Source organism: Novipirellula herctigrandis (assembly GCA_007859835.1).
Classification (GTDB): domain Bacteria; phylum Planctomycetota; class Planctomycetia; order Pirellulales; family Pirellulaceae; genus Novipirellula_A; species Novipirellula_A herctigrandis.
Map to the genome: position 1 here is coordinate 6560069 of SJPJ01000001.1, position 17452 is coordinate 6577520.

The window sequence follows — 17452 nt, forward strand, 5'->3', positions numbered from 1 at the left end:
TGCAGCTCTAAGGGGTTTCTCAGCGTTGAGTTGAGCTGCGTCGGCTCGATGTTACTTTTGAGATCGTCTGTTTCCGCGACGAAGAAGTGTAAGCCGATGGGCGAACCGATTGACGACGTTGGTTGTTGACTCCGTCCGTAAATGGATCGTTTAACGCATCGAACAACGAATCGCTTTTGGGCTGCGGTTCAGGGATGCGCGGTTGGGAACGGATGTTGGGTTCGGGGCGTGGCTTGGGCTGCACGGTCGGCTCAGGCTGCACGGGAATGACAGGAGCGGTTTGAATCCGCGGCGCAGTCATATGCATCGGTGACCGTGGCATACTTGTTTGTGGAGTTGAGCTTCGTGGGCTCGAGCGGGGTGCTGAATAAAGCGGCGTCGACGACATCGGGGCTGGTGGTGCCGTCAGAACCGGGGCTGGGGGCATAGCACGTGAGTTAGGTATTGGCTCGTAATAGAGCGGTCCCGGTGTATCGAGCATCATTGGCTCGGGAATCGACATCATCCCGATATCGATAGGCGCCGAATCACAGGCTCCATCGCAGAGTGATTCGTCACAAAATCCTTTTGCAGGTGGGCATTTATCGAGCCCAAATAGTTTCTCGATGCCTCCCGCAAAGGCGTCTAGGGTCCGATAGAGTGGATTGTGTTTGGGGGGGCAAGCAGCCGATACATCGCATCCGCAGGAGCAATCGTCCATCGATGCAAATGGCATTTCACAAGTCTCGCAGCCACAATCGGACGCCGATAGTATCGAGGATTGACTCGAAATGGCGAGCGAGAGGACACCGGCGATCGCCAGCCGTAAACCCGCTGTTGCAAGCGGGAGGCGGCGATTCGCGATACTGGAGCGGACAGGTGTATGAATCATCATCGAGAACCTTTTCTGGGTATGCGTGTTGCTTCTGGGTATCGACCCGCTAGAACCGGAATGACCAAGAGAATCCGAACGAACGGCAAAATCGCCCTATTTTGCCTATCCGCCCCGGAGTGCGTTCTGAGCTAGAGAAAGCTTGCAGACAACTCGCTCTGAGAACGCTAAACTGTTCCTCTTGGCGGATTTACCTAATCTTTAACGACTATTTTGGCAGAGAAAAAAGCTGTGAGTTTCGATCCCTTTGGTGCACGCGATCAATTTAACACTGGCCACGGCATGGCCACCCTTTACCGCCTTAGTAAGTTGGAGGAAGCGGGGCTCGGCAAAGTCAGCCGACTGCCATTCTCGATTCGAGTATTGCTCGAGGCGGTTCTGCGAAATTGCGACGGTTTCTCGGTCACAGAGCAAGATGTCAAGAATCTCGCGGCTTGGAACGCGGCGGCTCCTGAAAAGCAAGAGTTGCCCTTCAAACCGTATCGAGTCGTCCTGCAAGACTTCACCGGTGTTCCCGCAATCGTGGACCTTGCGGCGATGAGGTCGGCGATGGAGAGAATTGGTGGTGATCCTGAGAAGATCAACCCGTTGATTCCGGTTGACTTGGTCATTGACCACTCGGTTCAAGTCGACTTCTTTGGCAGCGAATTGGCGTTAGGTAAAAATGTGGAAAGGGAATTCGAGCGCAACCGAGAACGCTACGAGTTCCTACGCTGGGGGCAAAAAGCATTCGACAACTTCCGTGTTGTTCCTCCTAACGTTGGGATTGTCCATCAAGTCAATCTCGAGTATCTCGCTCGCGTCGTCGCCCTTCAGGAGACCGAAGATGGCCCGGTCGCAGTGCCTGATACGCTGGTCGGCACCGATAGCCACACGACGATGATCAATGGCCTTGGTGTACTGGGGTGGGGCGTCGGAGGGATCGAAGCGGAAGCGAATATGCTTGGTCAGCCGCTTTATATGCTTATGCCCGAAGTGATTGGTTTTGAATTGATCGGCGCATTGCCACAGGGGGCAACGGCAACCGACATGGTCCTTCGTGTCGTGGAAATTCTTCGCGAAGAAGGGGTCGTTGGCAAGTTCGTCGAGTTCTTCGGTGCAGGGATGAACAAGATGAGTGTGGCCGATCGTGCAACGATCGCCAACATGGCACCCGAATATGGCGCGACGATGGGCTTCTTTCCCGTCGATAATGTCACGCTTGAGTACATGCGGCAAACGGGACGCAGCGAAAAGCAAGTCAAACTTGTCGAAACGTACTGCAAGGAGCAAGGTCTATTTCGCACTGATGACGGGCCAGAACTGGAATACACCAAGACGTTGTCACTCGATCTTGGGACGGTTGTGCCAAGTTTGGCAGGGCCGAAACGACCGCAAGATCGCATCGCCCTTTCGGAGATGAAGCAATCGTTCGAAAAGTCGCTGACTGCGCCAGTTGGCAAAACAGGATTTGGTCTCCAGAAGAGCGACTTAGAGCGAACCGGTACGGTCGAAGACAACGGCCATAGTAGCGAGATCACTCACGGTGCCGTCGTTATCGCTGCGATCACTTCCTGCACCAACACGAGCAATCCCTCGGTAATGGTCGGTGCTGGATTGTTGGCTAAGAAAGCTGCCGAGCTGGGTTTGAAGGTCGCCTCACATGTGAAGACCAGTTTGGCTCCAGGTTCACGGGTTGTCACAGAATACCTCGACAAAGCGGGACTGAGCGAAAGTCTTGACAAACTTGGCTTCAACACGGTCGGTTATGGCTGCACGACTTGTATCGGCAACAGCGGCCCCCTTCCTGAAAATGTTGCCAAGGCGATCAAATCAGGCGATCTAGTTGCCTCGGCTGTTTTGAGTGGTAATCGTAACTTTGAAGGACGCGTCAATCCGCTGACCAAGGCGAACTATTTGGCAAGTCCTCCGCTCGTTGTCGCCTACGCATTAGCCGGGACGACCGATATCGACTTGGCCAACGAACCGCTGGGCAAAGGAAGCGACGGCAATGATGTCTACTTAAAAGACGTCTGGCCGACTAACGAAGAAATCCGCGAAACGATGCTCCGGTCAATCGAGCCCGAGATGTTCACGGGGCAATACGAAGCTTCGGTCACCGGCAACGAGCAGTGGAATGCGATCGAAGTGGCCGATAGTGCGATCTATCCTTGGGACGATACCAGTACCTACATCCATCATCCACCTTTCTTGGATTCCGTGACCGGCGAAGCCGTTGGTGATATCGAGCCAATCAAGGGAGCTCGCGTGATGGCGCTGCTGGGCGATTCGGTCACGACTGACCATATTTCGCCCGCCGGAGCGATCGCATCGGACGGACCGGCTGGAAAGTTCTTGCAAGATTCCAACGTCCCCATTCGCGAATTCAATAGTTTCGGATCACGACGCGGGAACGATCGTGTGATGGTCCGGGGTACCTTCGCGAATATCCGTATCCGTAACCAAATGGCACCTGGAACCGAAGGCGGCGTGACGCGACATTTGCCCGATGGCGAAGTGATGAGCATCTACGATGCGTCGATGAAGTACCAAGCGGATGGTGTGCCATTGGTTGTGTTCGCAGGTGCGGAATATGGAACCGGCAGCAGCCGCGACTGGGCCGCAAAGGGAACAATGTTATTGGGCGTGAAGGCGGTAATCGCAGCTAGCTACGAGCGGATTCACCGGAGCAACCTCGTTGGGATGGGCGTTTTGCCGCTTGAGTTCGCCGATGGAGCGACATGGCAATCACTCGGTTTGACCGGCGAAGAAACCATCGACATTCCTGATTTGTCGAACGAACTTGAGCCACGTTCGACGATCATGGTTCATGCTACCGATGCCAGTAACCTTACCAAGACGTTCCCATGTGTAGTGCGAATCGATACACCTGTCGAAATGAGCTACTTCCAAAACGGTGGAATTTTGCCAACCGTCCTACGGAATTTGTCTAAATAGACTTGGGTTGGCACCATCGCCTTATCTAGACCTGAATGACCGTCTCGCGCCGGTCGTCAGGCCAACAGCCCGATGCAACGTCTCGGAGTTCAGCCCTCGGCTGCTCCGAGGTTGTCGCTGTTATTCCCTGCCGTCGCTTTTGGCTTGCCGTCGCTTTTGGCTTGCCGTCGCTTTTTGGGGCCTGCCGGAAGCGTCGCCCAAGGAAAAGTGATTCCGTATTGGGATCGAAACCTAATGTAGGCGACTTTGCCACTATAATCGATAATTCCGTTGCGACTGTGAGGACGCTTCTGGCTCCGTTTTTCGGTTTGATTGGTCTTTGTCTCCCCGAGTCGAATAAAAACGTGGACCTCCTTGGTGTCGTGCCTGAATGTTCAATTACGCTCAGGTCTGATGCGTCAGGCCTTTTCCATCAAAAGCGATTTCTATGAGTAGTTCGTTGAACTCCGAATCGACGACTCCGAGCGGTGATTCACAGAGCAGTGATTTACCGAGCGGTGATTCGTTAAGCCAATCGGTTGACACGGCTGAAGCGACGGCAAGGGTGGTTGCCAAGATCGCTGAAGAGAATGCGACGCGGGCCGAGTTTCTCCGCTCGCTCGCGCAACATTTTCAGTCCGAATTCGGAGTAGGGCTTGTCGCAATCTCAGCCGCCGATTGGGAACAACCAATTATGCTGGTCGCCGATGAGACGCTCGGGCGCCAAATTCATCGACTTTCGGTTCGCTCCTCGCTCGCTATCGCCTCCCCTACCCCAACGGCAACGGATGTTGCATTGCGTGATCCCTCGTCGACCAGCGTTGACGATCAAGCCCCCCCCTCGGATTCGCTTTCGGTGCGAGCCTTTCAAGTCGAACTCCATCGTTTCCCAGATCCGATTGCGGTGCTATTAGTGCACCGACTTCGGTACCGACCGGAGCCATCCGAACAACTTGCGGCGATTCACAAGCTTGGTCTGTATGCGAAACCAGTGGGTGAATCGCTCGATCGATATCGCGGCAATCCTGTGCATCAACAAATCCTCGCGGCCGAGTCCGAATCGATGTTGTGTGACCGTAACGCCATGTTGCAGTTGCACCGAAATCTGAACGTTGGTGCAACGGCTTACCGTATTGCGAACGAATCGCGTCGCTTGATTCGATGCGATCGTGTGACTGTGCTAATTCCTAAGGCTCGGAAATGGAAGGTCCGAGCGGTCAGTGGTGTGGCGGTGGTCGATCGGCGTAGTAACGCGGTGCGATCGATCGAGAGATTCGTTGATCGAGCGATCGTAATGTCACGACCGTTGGTTTTGCCAGGCGAAGAAATGTTGCCTCCGCAAATTCAGCGGCCGCTTGATGAATACCTAGACGAGTCGGGTGTCGCCTCGGTGGTACTGCTTCCGATTCGAGTCGAACAAGATGAGGCGAGCGACGAGGCCCGCTCTCACGCCAATGATCCGCTCAAGCGAGAAGGGAGGTTGGTGGGTGTGATCTTGGTCGAATCGTTCTCGGAAGCTGGCAACAAAGGGCTTTCCCCAGTGATGTCAACCATCGCGAGTGAATCGTCTGTGGCGCTCGCAAATTCGCTTGAGTATGAAGGCATTTGGGGTGTGTCATTTTGGCGTGTTCTCGGGAAGATCAAACAATCAAGTAAATCGTTCCGGCTTGCACTCGCATTGTTTGTTGTAGCGATCGCATTTTTTGCATCGACATGGATTCAATTGGATCACTACATTGTGGCGACCGGAACGGTGCAACCGCAATCACGCCGGCAAGTGTTTGCATTGGTCGACGGTGTCGTCAATATGCTGCACGTTGCCGATGGCGAGTCAGTTCAATCCGGTGACCTGCTGTTGGAGCTCGAAAATACTGAATTGGATAACCGCGTTGAAAGCTTGGCGGGACAAATTCAAACCACGTTGCAACGTTTGGCCTCGATTAAAGCGGTCCGATTGAGTGATGACAAGCAAGAGAGTCAATCGAGTCGGTTGGCGGTTGAGCAGCAGCAGTATGAGAGTGAGCTTGCCAATTTGCAATCACAACAGGAAGTGCTGGAGGCCGAGCGTCGCAATTTGCTGGTCAAGAGCCCGATCGATGGTTCGATTGTTGGATGGCAATTGCACCAACGGCTTGCCAGTCGACCGGTTTCTCGTGGCAATCTGCTCTTAAGCGTAGTCAATGAAAACGGGCCCTGGGAATTGAACCTGCAAGTGGACGATTCCCAGTCCAATGCGATGTTGGAATCCTTGTCCCTGCAACGTAATTTACCGGTTACCTTTGCTGTCGCGACCCAGCCGCAGCGATCCTACGCGGCAACACTGATCCATGTCGCAAGTGCGGCACGTGTTGATGATACAAAACATTCGGTCATTGATGCGGTCGCCGCGGTGGTTATGAACGGCGAAGCCAGTCAGGATGCCGACATGTTCACAGCAAATGACGTTCGGATCGGAGCCGATGTGACCGCACGTGTTTACTGTGGCCGCCGCTCGCTACTGCGAAGTTGGTTCAGTGACGTGTTTGATTTTGTCAATCGCAAAGTGTTGTTCTATTTCCGATGAGCTCTCTTTCTTCGACCCCGCAGAACCGTATCCAGGTTCGAAAACGAGCCGATCTCATCACGGTCGAAACAAGGCATGCGCATGAATCGGCGTATGTATTAAAAGATCCCGTTGCGATGAAATACCATCGGATCGGTCCCCGCGAGTGGTTCGTTCTGCGACGACTCGACGGTACTCGTTCGCTTGACCAGCTATGTCGCGAATATCAAGACGAGTTTAGTCCTCAAAAAGTGACCAAGGTGGAATTGAATCAATTGCTGTTTCGATTCCATGAAAGTGGGCTGACCGTTTCCGAAACGATCCAGCAAGGGGATCGATTGGCGCAAAAACGATCTAAGGAGCGACAGCAGAAATTGGTTTCGCAGCTCACTAGCTTGCTGTTTATTCGATTCCCAGGCGTTGACCCCGAACCGTTGCTTCGACGAGTCTATCCTTGGGTGAAACCCCTGTTTCATCCCCTGACGTTGTTTTTATTTCTACTGCTTTGCTTTTCAGCGGGCGTCCTGTTTCTGACTCGCCTGACCGTATTCACAGCAGAATTTCCGACGATAGGGGCGTGGCTACGGCTCGAATCCCTTTTTCTTCTTGCGGCAGTGATTGGCGGTACGAAAATTCTTCACGAACTTGGCCATGCGTTTGTCTGCAAACATTTTGGTGGTGAATGTCACCAAATTGGGCCGATGTTACTCGTTTTTACCCCTGCCCTGTACTGTGACACTTCGGACGCTTGGATGCTTACGAGACGGTTCGAACGCGCTTCGGTGGGGATGGCGGGTGTTGCAGTCGAAGTTTTTCTTGCAGCGACCGCGACCTTTGTTTGGGCATTCACGGCTGCCGGCATTGTTCATTCTCTCTCGATGAATGTCATGTTCGTTTGTGGCGTCAGTACTGTTTTGTTTAATGCAAATCCGTTGTTGCGGTACGATGGCTATTATGTGTTGTCGGACTTCGTCGATGTACCCAATTTGGGCGAGAGATCTCGCCGGGTACTTTCTAGTAATTTGAATCGATGGTTCCTTGGTATCGAGGAACCGGTCGAAGAAACGATGACGCCACAGGGACGTTTGGGGTTGGCCGTCTACGCCGCGACTGCAGCTGCATACCGTTGGAGCTTGACACTGTTGATTTTGTGGTTCTTGTCGTTGATGCTTCGTCCGGTAGGGCTCGAATCCATTGGGAAAATGCTTTGCGTCTTGGTGCTAGCCGGGATGATCTATGGCCAACTAAGGCCCCTATTTCAATTCCTAAACAATCCAACACGTCGAGGGAAAATTCGAATGACGCGGTTATTGGCTTCGCTGGCGGGTTTGGCATTCGTTTGCCTGATTCTGTTATGGCCCTTTGGTAGCTCGATTGATTCGGCCGCTCGTTTGACTCCGCGTCAACAAACGTCGGTGTACATCACCACGCCAGGCGTACTCCAGTCGCTGCACCACTCGGTTGGCGACACGGTCGTCGAAGGTGATGTAATCGCGGCGCTTCTGAACCACGATATTGAATATCAGTATTTGGTCGCACTTGGTCGAGCAGAGAAGCAACGTGAATTAGTGAATGCACTACGGCAAAGTCGCTATGAATCAAACCAAGCGTCCAATGAATTGCCAGCCACCGAAGCCTTGCTTGAGGATCTCGAAGAGCAACTCGATTCGCGACTTCGACGCCGAGAAGGTTTGGTGATCCGAGCAACGGCGAGCGGTACGTTGATGGCTGGTTCGCGAAAACCGGAGTTACGGCTTTCAAAGCCCTCCGATGAGTTCGAGCTTGTCACATGGGTCGGCTATCCCACCGACGCAGGGAATCTGAACTGCTTTCTGCAATCGGGAACCGAAGTAGTGACCATTGCTGAAAGCGATGATTGGGATGTCGAAATCGTTTTGCCCCAGAACGAGGTTCAGCGCATTGATGTCGGGGCGAACGTGAAATTGGCTTTGGAATCGAATCCCGCTGTTGTTTTTACGGGCAAAGTGGTCGACATCTCGCGAGCGGAATGGTCACCCGAACGGGATATTCCGCGGTGGGACGACCCCGAAGCGAGCCGAAATCTATCACCGCCATCAACTTCCTATGTGGTGCGTGCTTCGGTGGATGACGGTCAAGTGATCTCCAGAGCAAGCGGAGTGGCCGGGGCTCAAGTCATCAGTCGAATCGAAGCGAAACCGATTTCCGTGGTGGGACGGATCGGACGAAGTCTTAGTAGTTTACTGAGGTTTCGGTGATCGCTACGCCGATTAGGACAAGCGGCTGATTTCAGAGTTACAATGCATAGCCGAGACGTGGATTTTGTCCTGCCGGAAAATCCAGTTGGTCGATCCGGCTTATTCTGCGTTCAACGCAATACTCTTTGAGTTCTCCGTATGTTTCGATCCATTGGTTACATTCGATCGTGCTGTCTATTCGTGTTGCTTCTTTGCATGTTCTTCCCTGCGAACGCGGAAGAGAATACGGAGCAGCGCATTCTTGGTTGTCCTATCGAATCGACGTCGTTTTCGTTTCTCTCTGGGGACGAGAATTTGATGCAATTGCAGTTTATTGGATGGGGCCCCGATTGGTCCTGGGCCAGCGTGAACGGAGCGTTGTCGGCGAACGGAAACCAAACTCGATTTGTTAACTCGATGCTTGTTGACCAACCAAGAGCAATTGTTCGTGTCGAGGGTCAGGTCGAAAAAATCGGTCCCCAGTCGCTCCGGATTCAGACCACCATTTCGACGAAGAAAAATACGCCACTGACGCTCATTGGCTTGGAATTGACTCCCGGTGATGTGATCTACGGGGGAAGCCAAGCATTGTTGACTTTTGATGACGACACAACTTCTTACGTCGAAATGCCGTTTGGTAACAAGGCGTTTGGGAGAACGGTTCGCAGCGTAATGCTACAAGATAAACGTGGCCAACAGAAAACGACCCTCACGTTTGATCCCCCTATCGAGGCGAGCGTCGATAGCGGACTAAGACTTATTTTGGCATCGGATCGAATCGAAAAACTTCATTCAAAAAAGCAAACCATGACGATCACTTTCCCTGGGCCTTTGGACTATTTCACTGATCCAAAATTGTTACCGACCGAGAAAGGATTTCATCGCTGGTTTCCCTTTGAACCGAAAAATGATTTTGATGATCAAGGTGAAATAGGTCTATCGACTTGGCTTGAAAAACCAGCAGGGAAACATGGACGAATTTCCAGTGACAAAGACAGGCTGGTTTACAACGGAGAGTCGATCAAGCTATGGGGAATCAATTTGTGTTACAGCGCGTGTATGCCAGATTCTCGGTTGGCTCGGCGTCGTGCGAAGATGTACGCAAAGTACGGCATCAACAGCGTTCGACTGCATAAATACGCCGATGGACCGGGCTGGGCAGGAATCCAAGGGCAAGACAGTTTCTTGAGCGTCGATGCGGACCGGCAGAAGCAGATGGATTTCTTCGTCAACGAACTGAAGAAAGAAGGGATTTACACGAAGTTATCACCCGTGTTTATTACGAAGCTTGGCCCAGGGGACTTGAAGGACGTGCCTTACTTAGCCGAATTTGGCAAGCTCGACGGAAATGAACGGATCGAAACAGGACACGGTTCGATCTATTTGTCGACAGAGCTTCAAGACTTGATGATTCGACAAACGACCAACATGCTTCGCCACAAAAATCCGTTCACGGGGATGCGTTACGCCGATGACCCTGCCATTGCGGTGGTGGAACTGTACAACGAAGATAGTGCCCTGTTTTTTGGGACATTGGCGACTATTCAAAACGTTCGGACTTTGCGACTGCGGTCCGGGGAACGGTTTGCTCTTTGGTTAAAAGAGAAGTACGAAAACAAAGCTGCACTTCTTGATGCTTGGGGTGATGGGGGCGGACTGAATGTCTTTGTCAAAGAAGGCTTGGCTGATGAGAGTTGGGAACAAAATCGCATCTATCCGGCCGGCAATCCATGGTTTTTTGATCCTGATCAATTGGCGGGGACTCAAGCGAGTAAACGACAGCGACTGTTGGATACCATGCAGTTTTTGTATGAACTGCAAAATGAGTTTTACAGCCGTTTCGTAAAAGCGATACGCGAAACCGGATATCAAGGCGAATTGGTTGGGTCGAATTGGCAAGCGGGCCGAGCGATGAGTCATTTCTACAATTTGCATTCCGATGCAATGGTTGGAATTGTTGATCGGCATAACTATTTCGGTGGCGGAACTAACACTCAAATTGAAAACGCTTCGATGCTTCAAACTCCCGGGGGCGGTTCCCTTTCCGCAGGACTTCAACAAGTTGCCAACAGACCGTTTATGCTCTCTGAATGGGGCCATGTTTATCCGACCCAGTGGGGAGTCGAAGGGCCTGCTTTGATTGGTGCCTATGGAATGGGATTACAGGGATGGGACGTGTCATACTTCTTTCAGAATCAAGATCCTGGGCGATTCCAAGACAAAGTTGGTGACCAATTATGGGAAGCAGCGGTGCCGCACATCATGGGTGTTTTTCCAGCTGTCGCCCGGCAAGTCCACCGTAACGATGTGAAAGAGAGTGATTTGGTCGTCCCACGCTACGTTCATGTCCCGTCACTCCTTGAAGGCAAAGTCGGGTTCGATGACCAGATGACTCAGCAGCAAGACGTCAAATTGTTCAGTAGCGAAGATGTGCCAGAACAGACGATTGCAGTGGCGCGAACAACCATCGAATTTACAGACGAATTTAGAAGCACGAAGGCTTTCAAACTCGCTCCCAATTGTGAAGACGCCACTTGCATTGCCATTGGCGATCAACTTCGTTGGCACTTAGGGCAGAATTCGATGGACGGTTATGTGACGATCGATACTCCGTCGACCAAAGCGGTGGTCGGTTTTGCCCGGGGCCAGGTGTTTCGATTTGACGAGGTTACCCTGCGAAGCGATTCTCGCTTCGCGGCCGTCTATTTGACTGCACAAGGTAAAGACGAAACGATTCGCAGCGCGAAGAAGTTGTTGATCGTTGCGATGGCTCGCGCTCGCAATAGTAAATCGAAAGTCCTCGCCGATCGGATGATCCTGAAACGAGGGCAGTCACCGGTCGTGCTCGAACCGGTTAACGCTGCATTGAAACTTAACACCGACCGACCGTTCGTCGTTGAAAAACTCGATCATGATGGCCGAAGCACAGGAGCAACGATTCAAGTCAACGACAACGGATCGTTTATGGTCGACGGCGTGGTCGACAAGACACCCTATTATTTGGTCACCTTTACTGAAGGATAACGCATGGAAAGGAATCCAGGCGATTCCTATCGTAATCTGACTTGTCGATAGCGCTGCCGAGAAGATTTTCGCAGGCTCAAAGGCGTTATTTCGAATTATTCTCTTGCGGGGATCGACGCAGTTAGGTGCTCAAAAACCTCGTCGGGCGTTCCCATTGCGTCTACCGTTCGGACGATTCCTTTGTTGGCATAGAAATCAATAACGGGAGCGGTTCGAGTGAAGTAGATTTTCAAGCGAAGCGCGATCGCTTCGGCGTAATCATCGGCCCGATGTTCGATTTGCCCACGATGTAGCAAACGCGATGTCAGCTCTTCTCGATCCGCTGACAAATTGATGACCAAGTCAATCTTGTCGCCGTTCGAAGCGAGATATTCACTAAACAATTCGGCTTGCCGAAGCGTTCGAGGGAAACCGTCGAGAAGGCAGGATTCGACACAATCAGAATCCTTCATCCGAGTCGTGACGATTTCCATCGCCAATTCATCGGGTACGAAGCCACCGTCATCGATATAGGCCGAGATGCGTTGCCCAAGATCGGTTGCTTTGTCGACGCTACGAAGCATATCGCCGGTGGATAGGTGCGGGATGGCAAGGTGTTCAGCCAATCGCTTGCACTGAGTTCCCTTGCCCGCCCCGGGTGGCCCGATGAAGACAATCCGCATTTCAATTGGTTAAACGACAGGCGAGACTCCGCCGCCAGCTCCTTCCAAGAGGCCACGATAATTTCGCATTACCAAGTGAGAGTCGATCTTTTGCACTAGGTCGAACGCGACACTAACAGCAATCAGTAGCCCCGTCCCGCCGTAGAAACCGGCGATGGAGTAAGGAACGCCGAGCGAACCATAAACGATTGTTGGGACAATTGCGACGATCGAAAGGAAAGCTGCACCGACATAGGTAATTCGTACCATTACCTTCTCAAGATAGTCCGTGGTCCGTTTGCCAGGACGATACCCTGGGATAAACGTACCGCTGTCTCGTAAGTTGTCCGACATTTCTTTTGGATTGAAGGTGATAGCGGTCCAGAAGAAACAGAAGAAGAAAATCAATGCGACGTACAACAAGTTGAAGATGTAGGACGATTGATCGCTCAGCGTCAAACTCGACAAGTTCAAAAAGTTGAACAATGATCCGCCACTTTCAAACTGGCCCGCCAAGAAACCGAACATAACGCCCGGAATCATCAACAAACTGCTAGCGAAAATGATCGGCATCACACCCGCTTGGTTAATTCGAAGCGGCAGGTGTTGACGTGTTCCACCGTAGACACGTCGTCCACGAGTGAACTTAGCTGATTGGGTTGGGATTTTGCGTTGTCCAAGAGTAATAAAGACCACTCCGAAGACGACACCTACAAACAACAACACAAGCAAAATGAGGGTTTCAATACCAACTTGGCCGCGGCTCAAGCCGGTCAGTTCGGTCTTCATATTTCGGATCAATTCGTACAACGCTTGCGGCATGCGAGCCAAGATGCCCGCCATGATCAACAAACTGATGCCGTTACCGATCCCGTATTCGTCGATTTGTTCACCCAGCCACATTAGGAACACCGTTCCACAGGTCATCACCAAAACGGCCACAATCTGCCATCCGAAGAACAGCCCGGTTGCGTCTGCGTTTAAAAAGTTGGGGTTAATATTGCCATAGCCGGTACTTCCACCCGCCATCAACATGAACTTCAAGTACATGTAACTTTGGATCACACAAATGAAGACGGTCAGGTAACGGGTATATTCGTTTAGCTTTTTCCGCCCGGCTTCACCTTCCTTCTTTAACTCTTCGAGCGGCTTGTAGACGCTACCGAGAAGCTGGAAAATGATTGACGCTGAAATGTAGGGCATAATCCCTAGACCAAAGATGGTTGCTTGACGCAAATCGCTAGCCGCGAATACGCTGACTTTCTCGAAAAAGTCCGATGCCCCCCCGCCAATATCGCCCATGTTGGTCGCGATCATTGGAAGCGGAATGTGGAAACCGATTCGATAAACGGCTAACAAACCAATGGTTAGAAGAACCTTCTTGCGAAGTTCAGGTATCGAAAAAATGATTCGCAGTTTCTCAAACATACGTCAAACTATCTCGTGCTTAACTGTGCGGTTAATGCCGGCATGGCCGACGCGATCCGGTTCCCAACGCGAAGTTTACCGTTTAGTCGGTATTTGAGCGATAGGAATCAAGCCAATCGGCGGGCCAGAAAGTGTTTTATTTACAGACATAAAAAAAGGGCAGATGTCACCATCCACCCGGAGTATTTTTTGAGATCAGCTTTTGAGCATCTTCTCGTGCTGGAACAAACGAAACACTTTCCAGCATTCTCCTACTATGTGGCAATTACGCCTTGGAGGTTTCCTTTTGCTTCTTCAAATCGGCAACACGCTCTGCGGGTTGTCGCTTGGGGGCAAGCTTATTGATGGTTCCGCCCGCAGCGGTGATCTTCTGTTCGGCACTCTTGCTAAAGCGATGTGCCGAAACCGTCAATTTTTTAGTCAATTCGCCGTCGCCGAGGATCTTCACTTCGTCAAAGGTGCCTTTGGCCAAATCCTTTGCCGCGAGCAATTCCAAGGTGACTTCCGTGCCGTCTTCGAAAGTATCGTTCAACTTGCCCACGTTTACCGCGAATACGTCGACCGACCACTTATTGTTGAATCCGCGTTTTGGAATACGGCGGAACATTGGAATTTGGCCGCCCTGGAAACTGGGCTTTCGGCTGTATCCACTGCGACTTTTTTGACCTTTGTGACCACGGCCCGCAGTCTTGCCGGTACCGCTACCGGGACCACGCCCGATGCGTTTGCGTTTGCGGTGTTTGGTAATACCGCGATGGATATCGTTAAGGTTCATGACGAAACCTGGATCAAATACGTTTAAATTGGATATTGGAAAATGTTGGATGTTCGCCGCACCATTGGCGACGGGTCGATCTGTTGCAACGGAAACTTACTTCGCAGTCACTAGATCTTCGACCTCAAGTCCGCGAAGAGCAGCGACTTGTTCGCGAGTTCTCAATTTTGCCAATGCGTCAAGGGTCGCTTTGACCAAAGTCACTGGGTTATTCGTGCCGTAGGATTTGGTCAAAATGTCGTGGATCCCGCATGCTTCGCAAACTGCGCGAACCGCTTGGCCGGCGATGATACCGGTACCCGCACCGGCGGGAATCAGTACCACTTTCGCAGCACCGAAGTGACCCAAAACTTGGTGAGGCAGCGTACCGTCAACCAGTGGCACTTCAATCATGCTATTGCTTGCTTGCTTTTGAGCCTTTTGGACGCTTGGCGGAACCTCGTTCGCTTTGCCATACCCCCAGCCGACTTTGCCATTGCCGTCGCCGACAACCACCATCGCAGCAAAACTAAACCGTCGACCACCTTTAACCACGGCGGCACAACGCTTGATTTTAACAACGCGATCGAGCAAATCACCGAGCGAATTTTCTTCGCCTTGGTTCCGCTTGTTTCGTGGTGAATTACTAATGTTTTTGTCCTCGAACTAAATTGTTTTCAGAGTGGCTTTGTTTTGCTAAATGGTTGGCGGCTCGAAGCCACCACAACGATTTAAAATTGCAGGCCTGCTTCGCGTGCAGCGTCCGCGAAAGCTTGTAACCGGCCGTGATAACGATTGTGACCACGATCCAATTTCGCCATTTTGATTCCGGCTGCGGTCGCTTTCTCAGCGATTATCTTGCCGATCTTTGCAGCCGCTTCGGCGTTGCCGCCGTACCCGATGTCACCGCGAACGGTTTTATCAAGTGTGCTAGCACTCGCTAATGTCTTGCCGGTCATATCGTCAACCAATTGGCAGCTAAAGTGCTTGAGCGAACGATTGACGCACAACCGCGGCCGATCCGCATCACCACGCAACTTGTTGCGATTGTGGTGACGCCGACGAATGCGTTGCTTTTGAAGTTTCTTGTTCTTATCCATCTTATTATTCGCTTACTTAGTAGCCGACTTGCCTGGCTTGATCTTGACTTGTTCACCTTGGTAACGAACGCCCTTGCCCTTGTAAGGCTCTGGCTTTCGCAACGCCCGAATTTCAGCTGCAAACTGACCGACACTTTGTTTGTCGCAGCCTTGGATCACCACGTGAGTCTGATCAGGGCAAGTGACCGTTAAGCCGGTTGGGATCTTACGATGCAATTCGTTGGCATAGCCGACGCGGAGTTGCAATGTGTCCCCGCTGATAGCAGCCAAATAACCAACACCGACAACTTCGAGCTTTTTTTCGTACCCCTTGGTGACACCCTCGACCATGTTGTTGATGATCGCACGAGTCAGCCCATGGTAGGCACGGGCAGGTCGCTCGTCGCTATCACGACTGACAACGATTTCCTTACCATCCTCGCTTAAAGCCACGGAGACTTCCGGGCGGTGCTCGTAGCTCAATTTGCCTTTGGGGCCTTCGACTTCGATCGTCGCGCCATTGATGGAGACTTTTGCACCACCAACAACAGAGACCGGTTTCTTTCCGATACGACTCATGGTTTGACTTCGTTTTCTATGGCAGCGGACTGAAAATCCGCCGCTTGCCTAACACGTTTTGTATAAATTGTTTCTTAGGAGACTTCGCACAGCACTTCGCCGCCAACGTTATCTCGTCGAGCCTCGCGATCGCTAATCACACCCTTGCTCGAACTGATGATGCTGATTCCCAGCCCACCGAGTACGGGACGCAGTTCTTTGCTGCGAGTGTAAAGGCGTCGTCCTGGCTTACTGATTCGTTTGATCGTTTGGATCACACGTTCGCCGTTGGGGCCATACTTCAGTTCTAGTCGGAGGGTAGACGAAGGGTTTTCCTCGTCGACTTCCTTCCAGTCCCAAATAAAACCTTCACGCTTCAGTACGTCGGCTACGCCACGCTTCACCCGACTGCTGGGAACATCCACGAATGGTTTTTCCACACGAACCGCGTTACGGATTCGAGTCAGCATATCGGCAATTGGGTCAGTCATCATAATTTGTGTTCTCCCCTAACGGGCTCAATTACCAACTCGCCTTGCGAACGCCTGGGATCAACCCAATGTTCGCGTTTTCACGGAAACAGATTCTGCACAAACCAAACTTGCGATACACGCTTCGCGGACGTCCGCAAAACTTGCAGCGACTCTCTTGTCGCGTACTGAACTTCGGTTTTCGACCGGCCTTCGCGATTTTTGATTTACTTGCCACGTGGAAAAGTTCCGTTGGTGAATTCAGGGGTACTTTAAAAGTTGTTGTATGTAATCCGCTATCAAAACTCTCGGTCGACCTAAGCGGCGTCCGTCTTCTTCTTTGGTGCTGCCGTGAACGGCATTCCAAACATTTCAAGCAGATCGCGGGCCTCGTCGTTCGACGTTGGCGAAGTCACGATCGTGATATTCATCCCTTGCGGTTGAGTAAACTTGTCGGGATTCAATTCAGGGAAAACCAATTGCTCCGTCAAACCAAGTGTGTAGTTCCCTCGGCCATCAAATGCCTTGCGATTGATTCCGCGAAAGTCACGAACACGAGGAAGCACGATCGAGACCAAACGGTCAAGGAATTCGTACATTCGCTGGCGGCGAAGAGTAACCATGCAGCCAATCGGCATTCCCTCACGCAGACGGAAACTAGCGATCGACTTGCGAGCGATCGTGATCACTGGTTTTTGACCGGCGATCTGTGTCATTGCATCGTACGCCAAATCGAGAACCTTCTTGTCCCCGGTCGCGGTTCCTACACCCATATTGAGTGTGATCTTCTCGAGCCGAGGAATCTGGTGAGGATTCTTGTAGCCATGCTTTTCGGCCATCGCTTTGCGAATGGTCTCATCATAGCGGATCTGCATTCGTGTTTTGGAATCAGCCATTTTGGCTCTTACTGCGTCTAAATGATTGGGCGGTTGTATTGTCTAACTATTTATCTT

The 17452-nt window shown here is 51.8% G+C and carries 14 protein-coding genes; 4 read left to right on the plus strand and 10 right to left on the minus strand.

What is annotated here, in order from left to right; genetic code table 11:
* Positions 1 to 19: 19 nt before the first annotated feature.
* Positions 20 to 874, minus strand: coding sequence for a hypothetical protein (locus tag CA13_RS23950; RefSeq protein ID WP_146400973.1), 855 nt, complete (start codon positions 872 to 874; stop codon positions 20 to 22).
* Positions 875 to 1102: 228 nt separating this feature from the next.
* Here CA13_RS23950 and acnA point away from each other — a divergent pair, with 228 nt between their 5' ends.
* The 4 genes from acnA to CA13_RS23970 all read left to right on the plus strand — a co-directional run bounded on the left by acnA (position 1103) and on the right by CA13_RS23970 (position 11569).
* Positions 1103 to 3808 (plus strand): aconitate hydratase AcnA, encoded by a 2706-nt coding sequence (gene acnA, locus CA13_RS23955; RefSeq protein WP_146400975.1) that lies wholly within the window; start codon positions 1103 to 1105, stop codon positions 3806 to 3808.
* 427 nt (positions 3809 to 4235) lie between these two features.
* Positions 4236 to 6350, plus strand: a complete 2115-nt coding sequence (locus CA13_RS23960; RefSeq protein WP_146400977.1) for an efflux RND transporter periplasmic adaptor subunit — start codon at positions 4236 to 4238, stop codon at positions 6348 to 6350.
* 116 nt (positions 6351 to 6466) lie between these two features.
* Positions 6467 to 8566 (plus strand): efflux RND transporter periplasmic adaptor subunit, encoded by a 2100-nt coding sequence (locus tag CA13_RS23965; RefSeq protein ID WP_419194750.1) that lies wholly within the window; start codon positions 6467 to 6469, stop codon positions 8564 to 8566.
* A gap of 138 nt (positions 8567 to 8704) precedes the next feature.
* The gene (locus CA13_RS23970) at positions 8705 to 11569 is read left to right on the plus strand and encodes an alpha-amylase family protein (RefSeq protein ID WP_146400981.1); all 2865 of its coding nucleotides are present in this window, start codon (positions 8705 to 8707) and stop codon (positions 11567 to 11569) included.
* A 95-nt stretch (positions 11570 to 11664) separates the two neighbouring features.
* Here the strand turns inward: CA13_RS23970 and CA13_RS23975 are convergent, their stop codons facing one another.
* The 9 genes from CA13_RS23975 to rplE form a co-directional block, all read right to left on the minus strand.
* On the minus strand, positions 11665 to 12231 hold the full coding sequence (locus CA13_RS23975) for an adenylate kinase (protein ID WP_146400983.1): 567 nt from the start codon (positions 12229 to 12231) through the stop codon (positions 11665 to 11667).
* A gap of 9 nt (positions 12232 to 12240) precedes the next feature.
* The gene (gene secY, locus CA13_RS23980; RefSeq protein ID WP_146400985.1) at positions 12241 to 13638 is read right to left on the minus strand and encodes a preprotein translocase subunit SecY; all 1398 of its coding nucleotides are present in this window, start codon (positions 13636 to 13638) and stop codon (positions 12241 to 12243) included.
* Between the two features lie 265 nt (positions 13639 to 13903).
* Positions 13904 to 14413 (minus strand): 50S ribosomal protein L15, encoded by a 510-nt coding sequence (gene rplO, locus CA13_RS23985; protein WP_146400986.1) that lies wholly within the window; start codon positions 14411 to 14413, stop codon positions 13904 to 13906.
* A 96-nt stretch (positions 14414 to 14509) separates the two neighbouring features.
* Positions 14510 to 15043, minus strand: coding sequence for a 30S ribosomal protein S5 (gene rpsE, locus CA13_RS23990; RefSeq protein WP_146400989.1), 534 nt, complete (start codon positions 15041 to 15043; stop codon positions 14510 to 14512).
* An 80-nt stretch (positions 15044 to 15123) separates the two neighbouring features.
* Entirely contained in the window at positions 15124 to 15492 is a 369-nt protein-coding gene (rplR, locus tag CA13_RS23995; protein ID WP_146400991.1) for a 50S ribosomal protein L18, read from the minus strand.
* Between the two features lie 12 nt (positions 15493 to 15504).
* On the minus strand, positions 15505 to 16050 hold the full coding sequence (rplF, locus tag CA13_RS24000; protein WP_146400993.1) for a 50S ribosomal protein L6: 546 nt from the start codon (positions 16048 to 16050) through the stop codon (positions 15505 to 15507).
* Between the two features lie 74 nt (positions 16051 to 16124).
* Entirely contained in the window at positions 16125 to 16523 is a 399-nt protein-coding gene (gene rpsH / locus CA13_RS24005; RefSeq protein WP_146400995.1) for a 30S ribosomal protein S8, read from the minus strand.
* A gap of 28 nt (positions 16524 to 16551) precedes the next feature.
* The gene (locus tag CA13_RS24010; protein ID WP_146400997.1) at positions 16552 to 16737 is read right to left on the minus strand and encodes a type Z 30S ribosomal protein S14; all 186 of its coding nucleotides are present in this window, start codon (positions 16735 to 16737) and stop codon (positions 16552 to 16554) included.
* Between the two features lie 79 nt (positions 16738 to 16816).
* Entirely contained in the window at positions 16817 to 17395 is a 579-nt protein-coding gene (gene rplE / locus CA13_RS24015; protein ID WP_146400999.1) for a 50S ribosomal protein L5, read from the minus strand.
* Between the last annotated feature and the right edge of the window lie 57 nt (positions 17396 to 17452).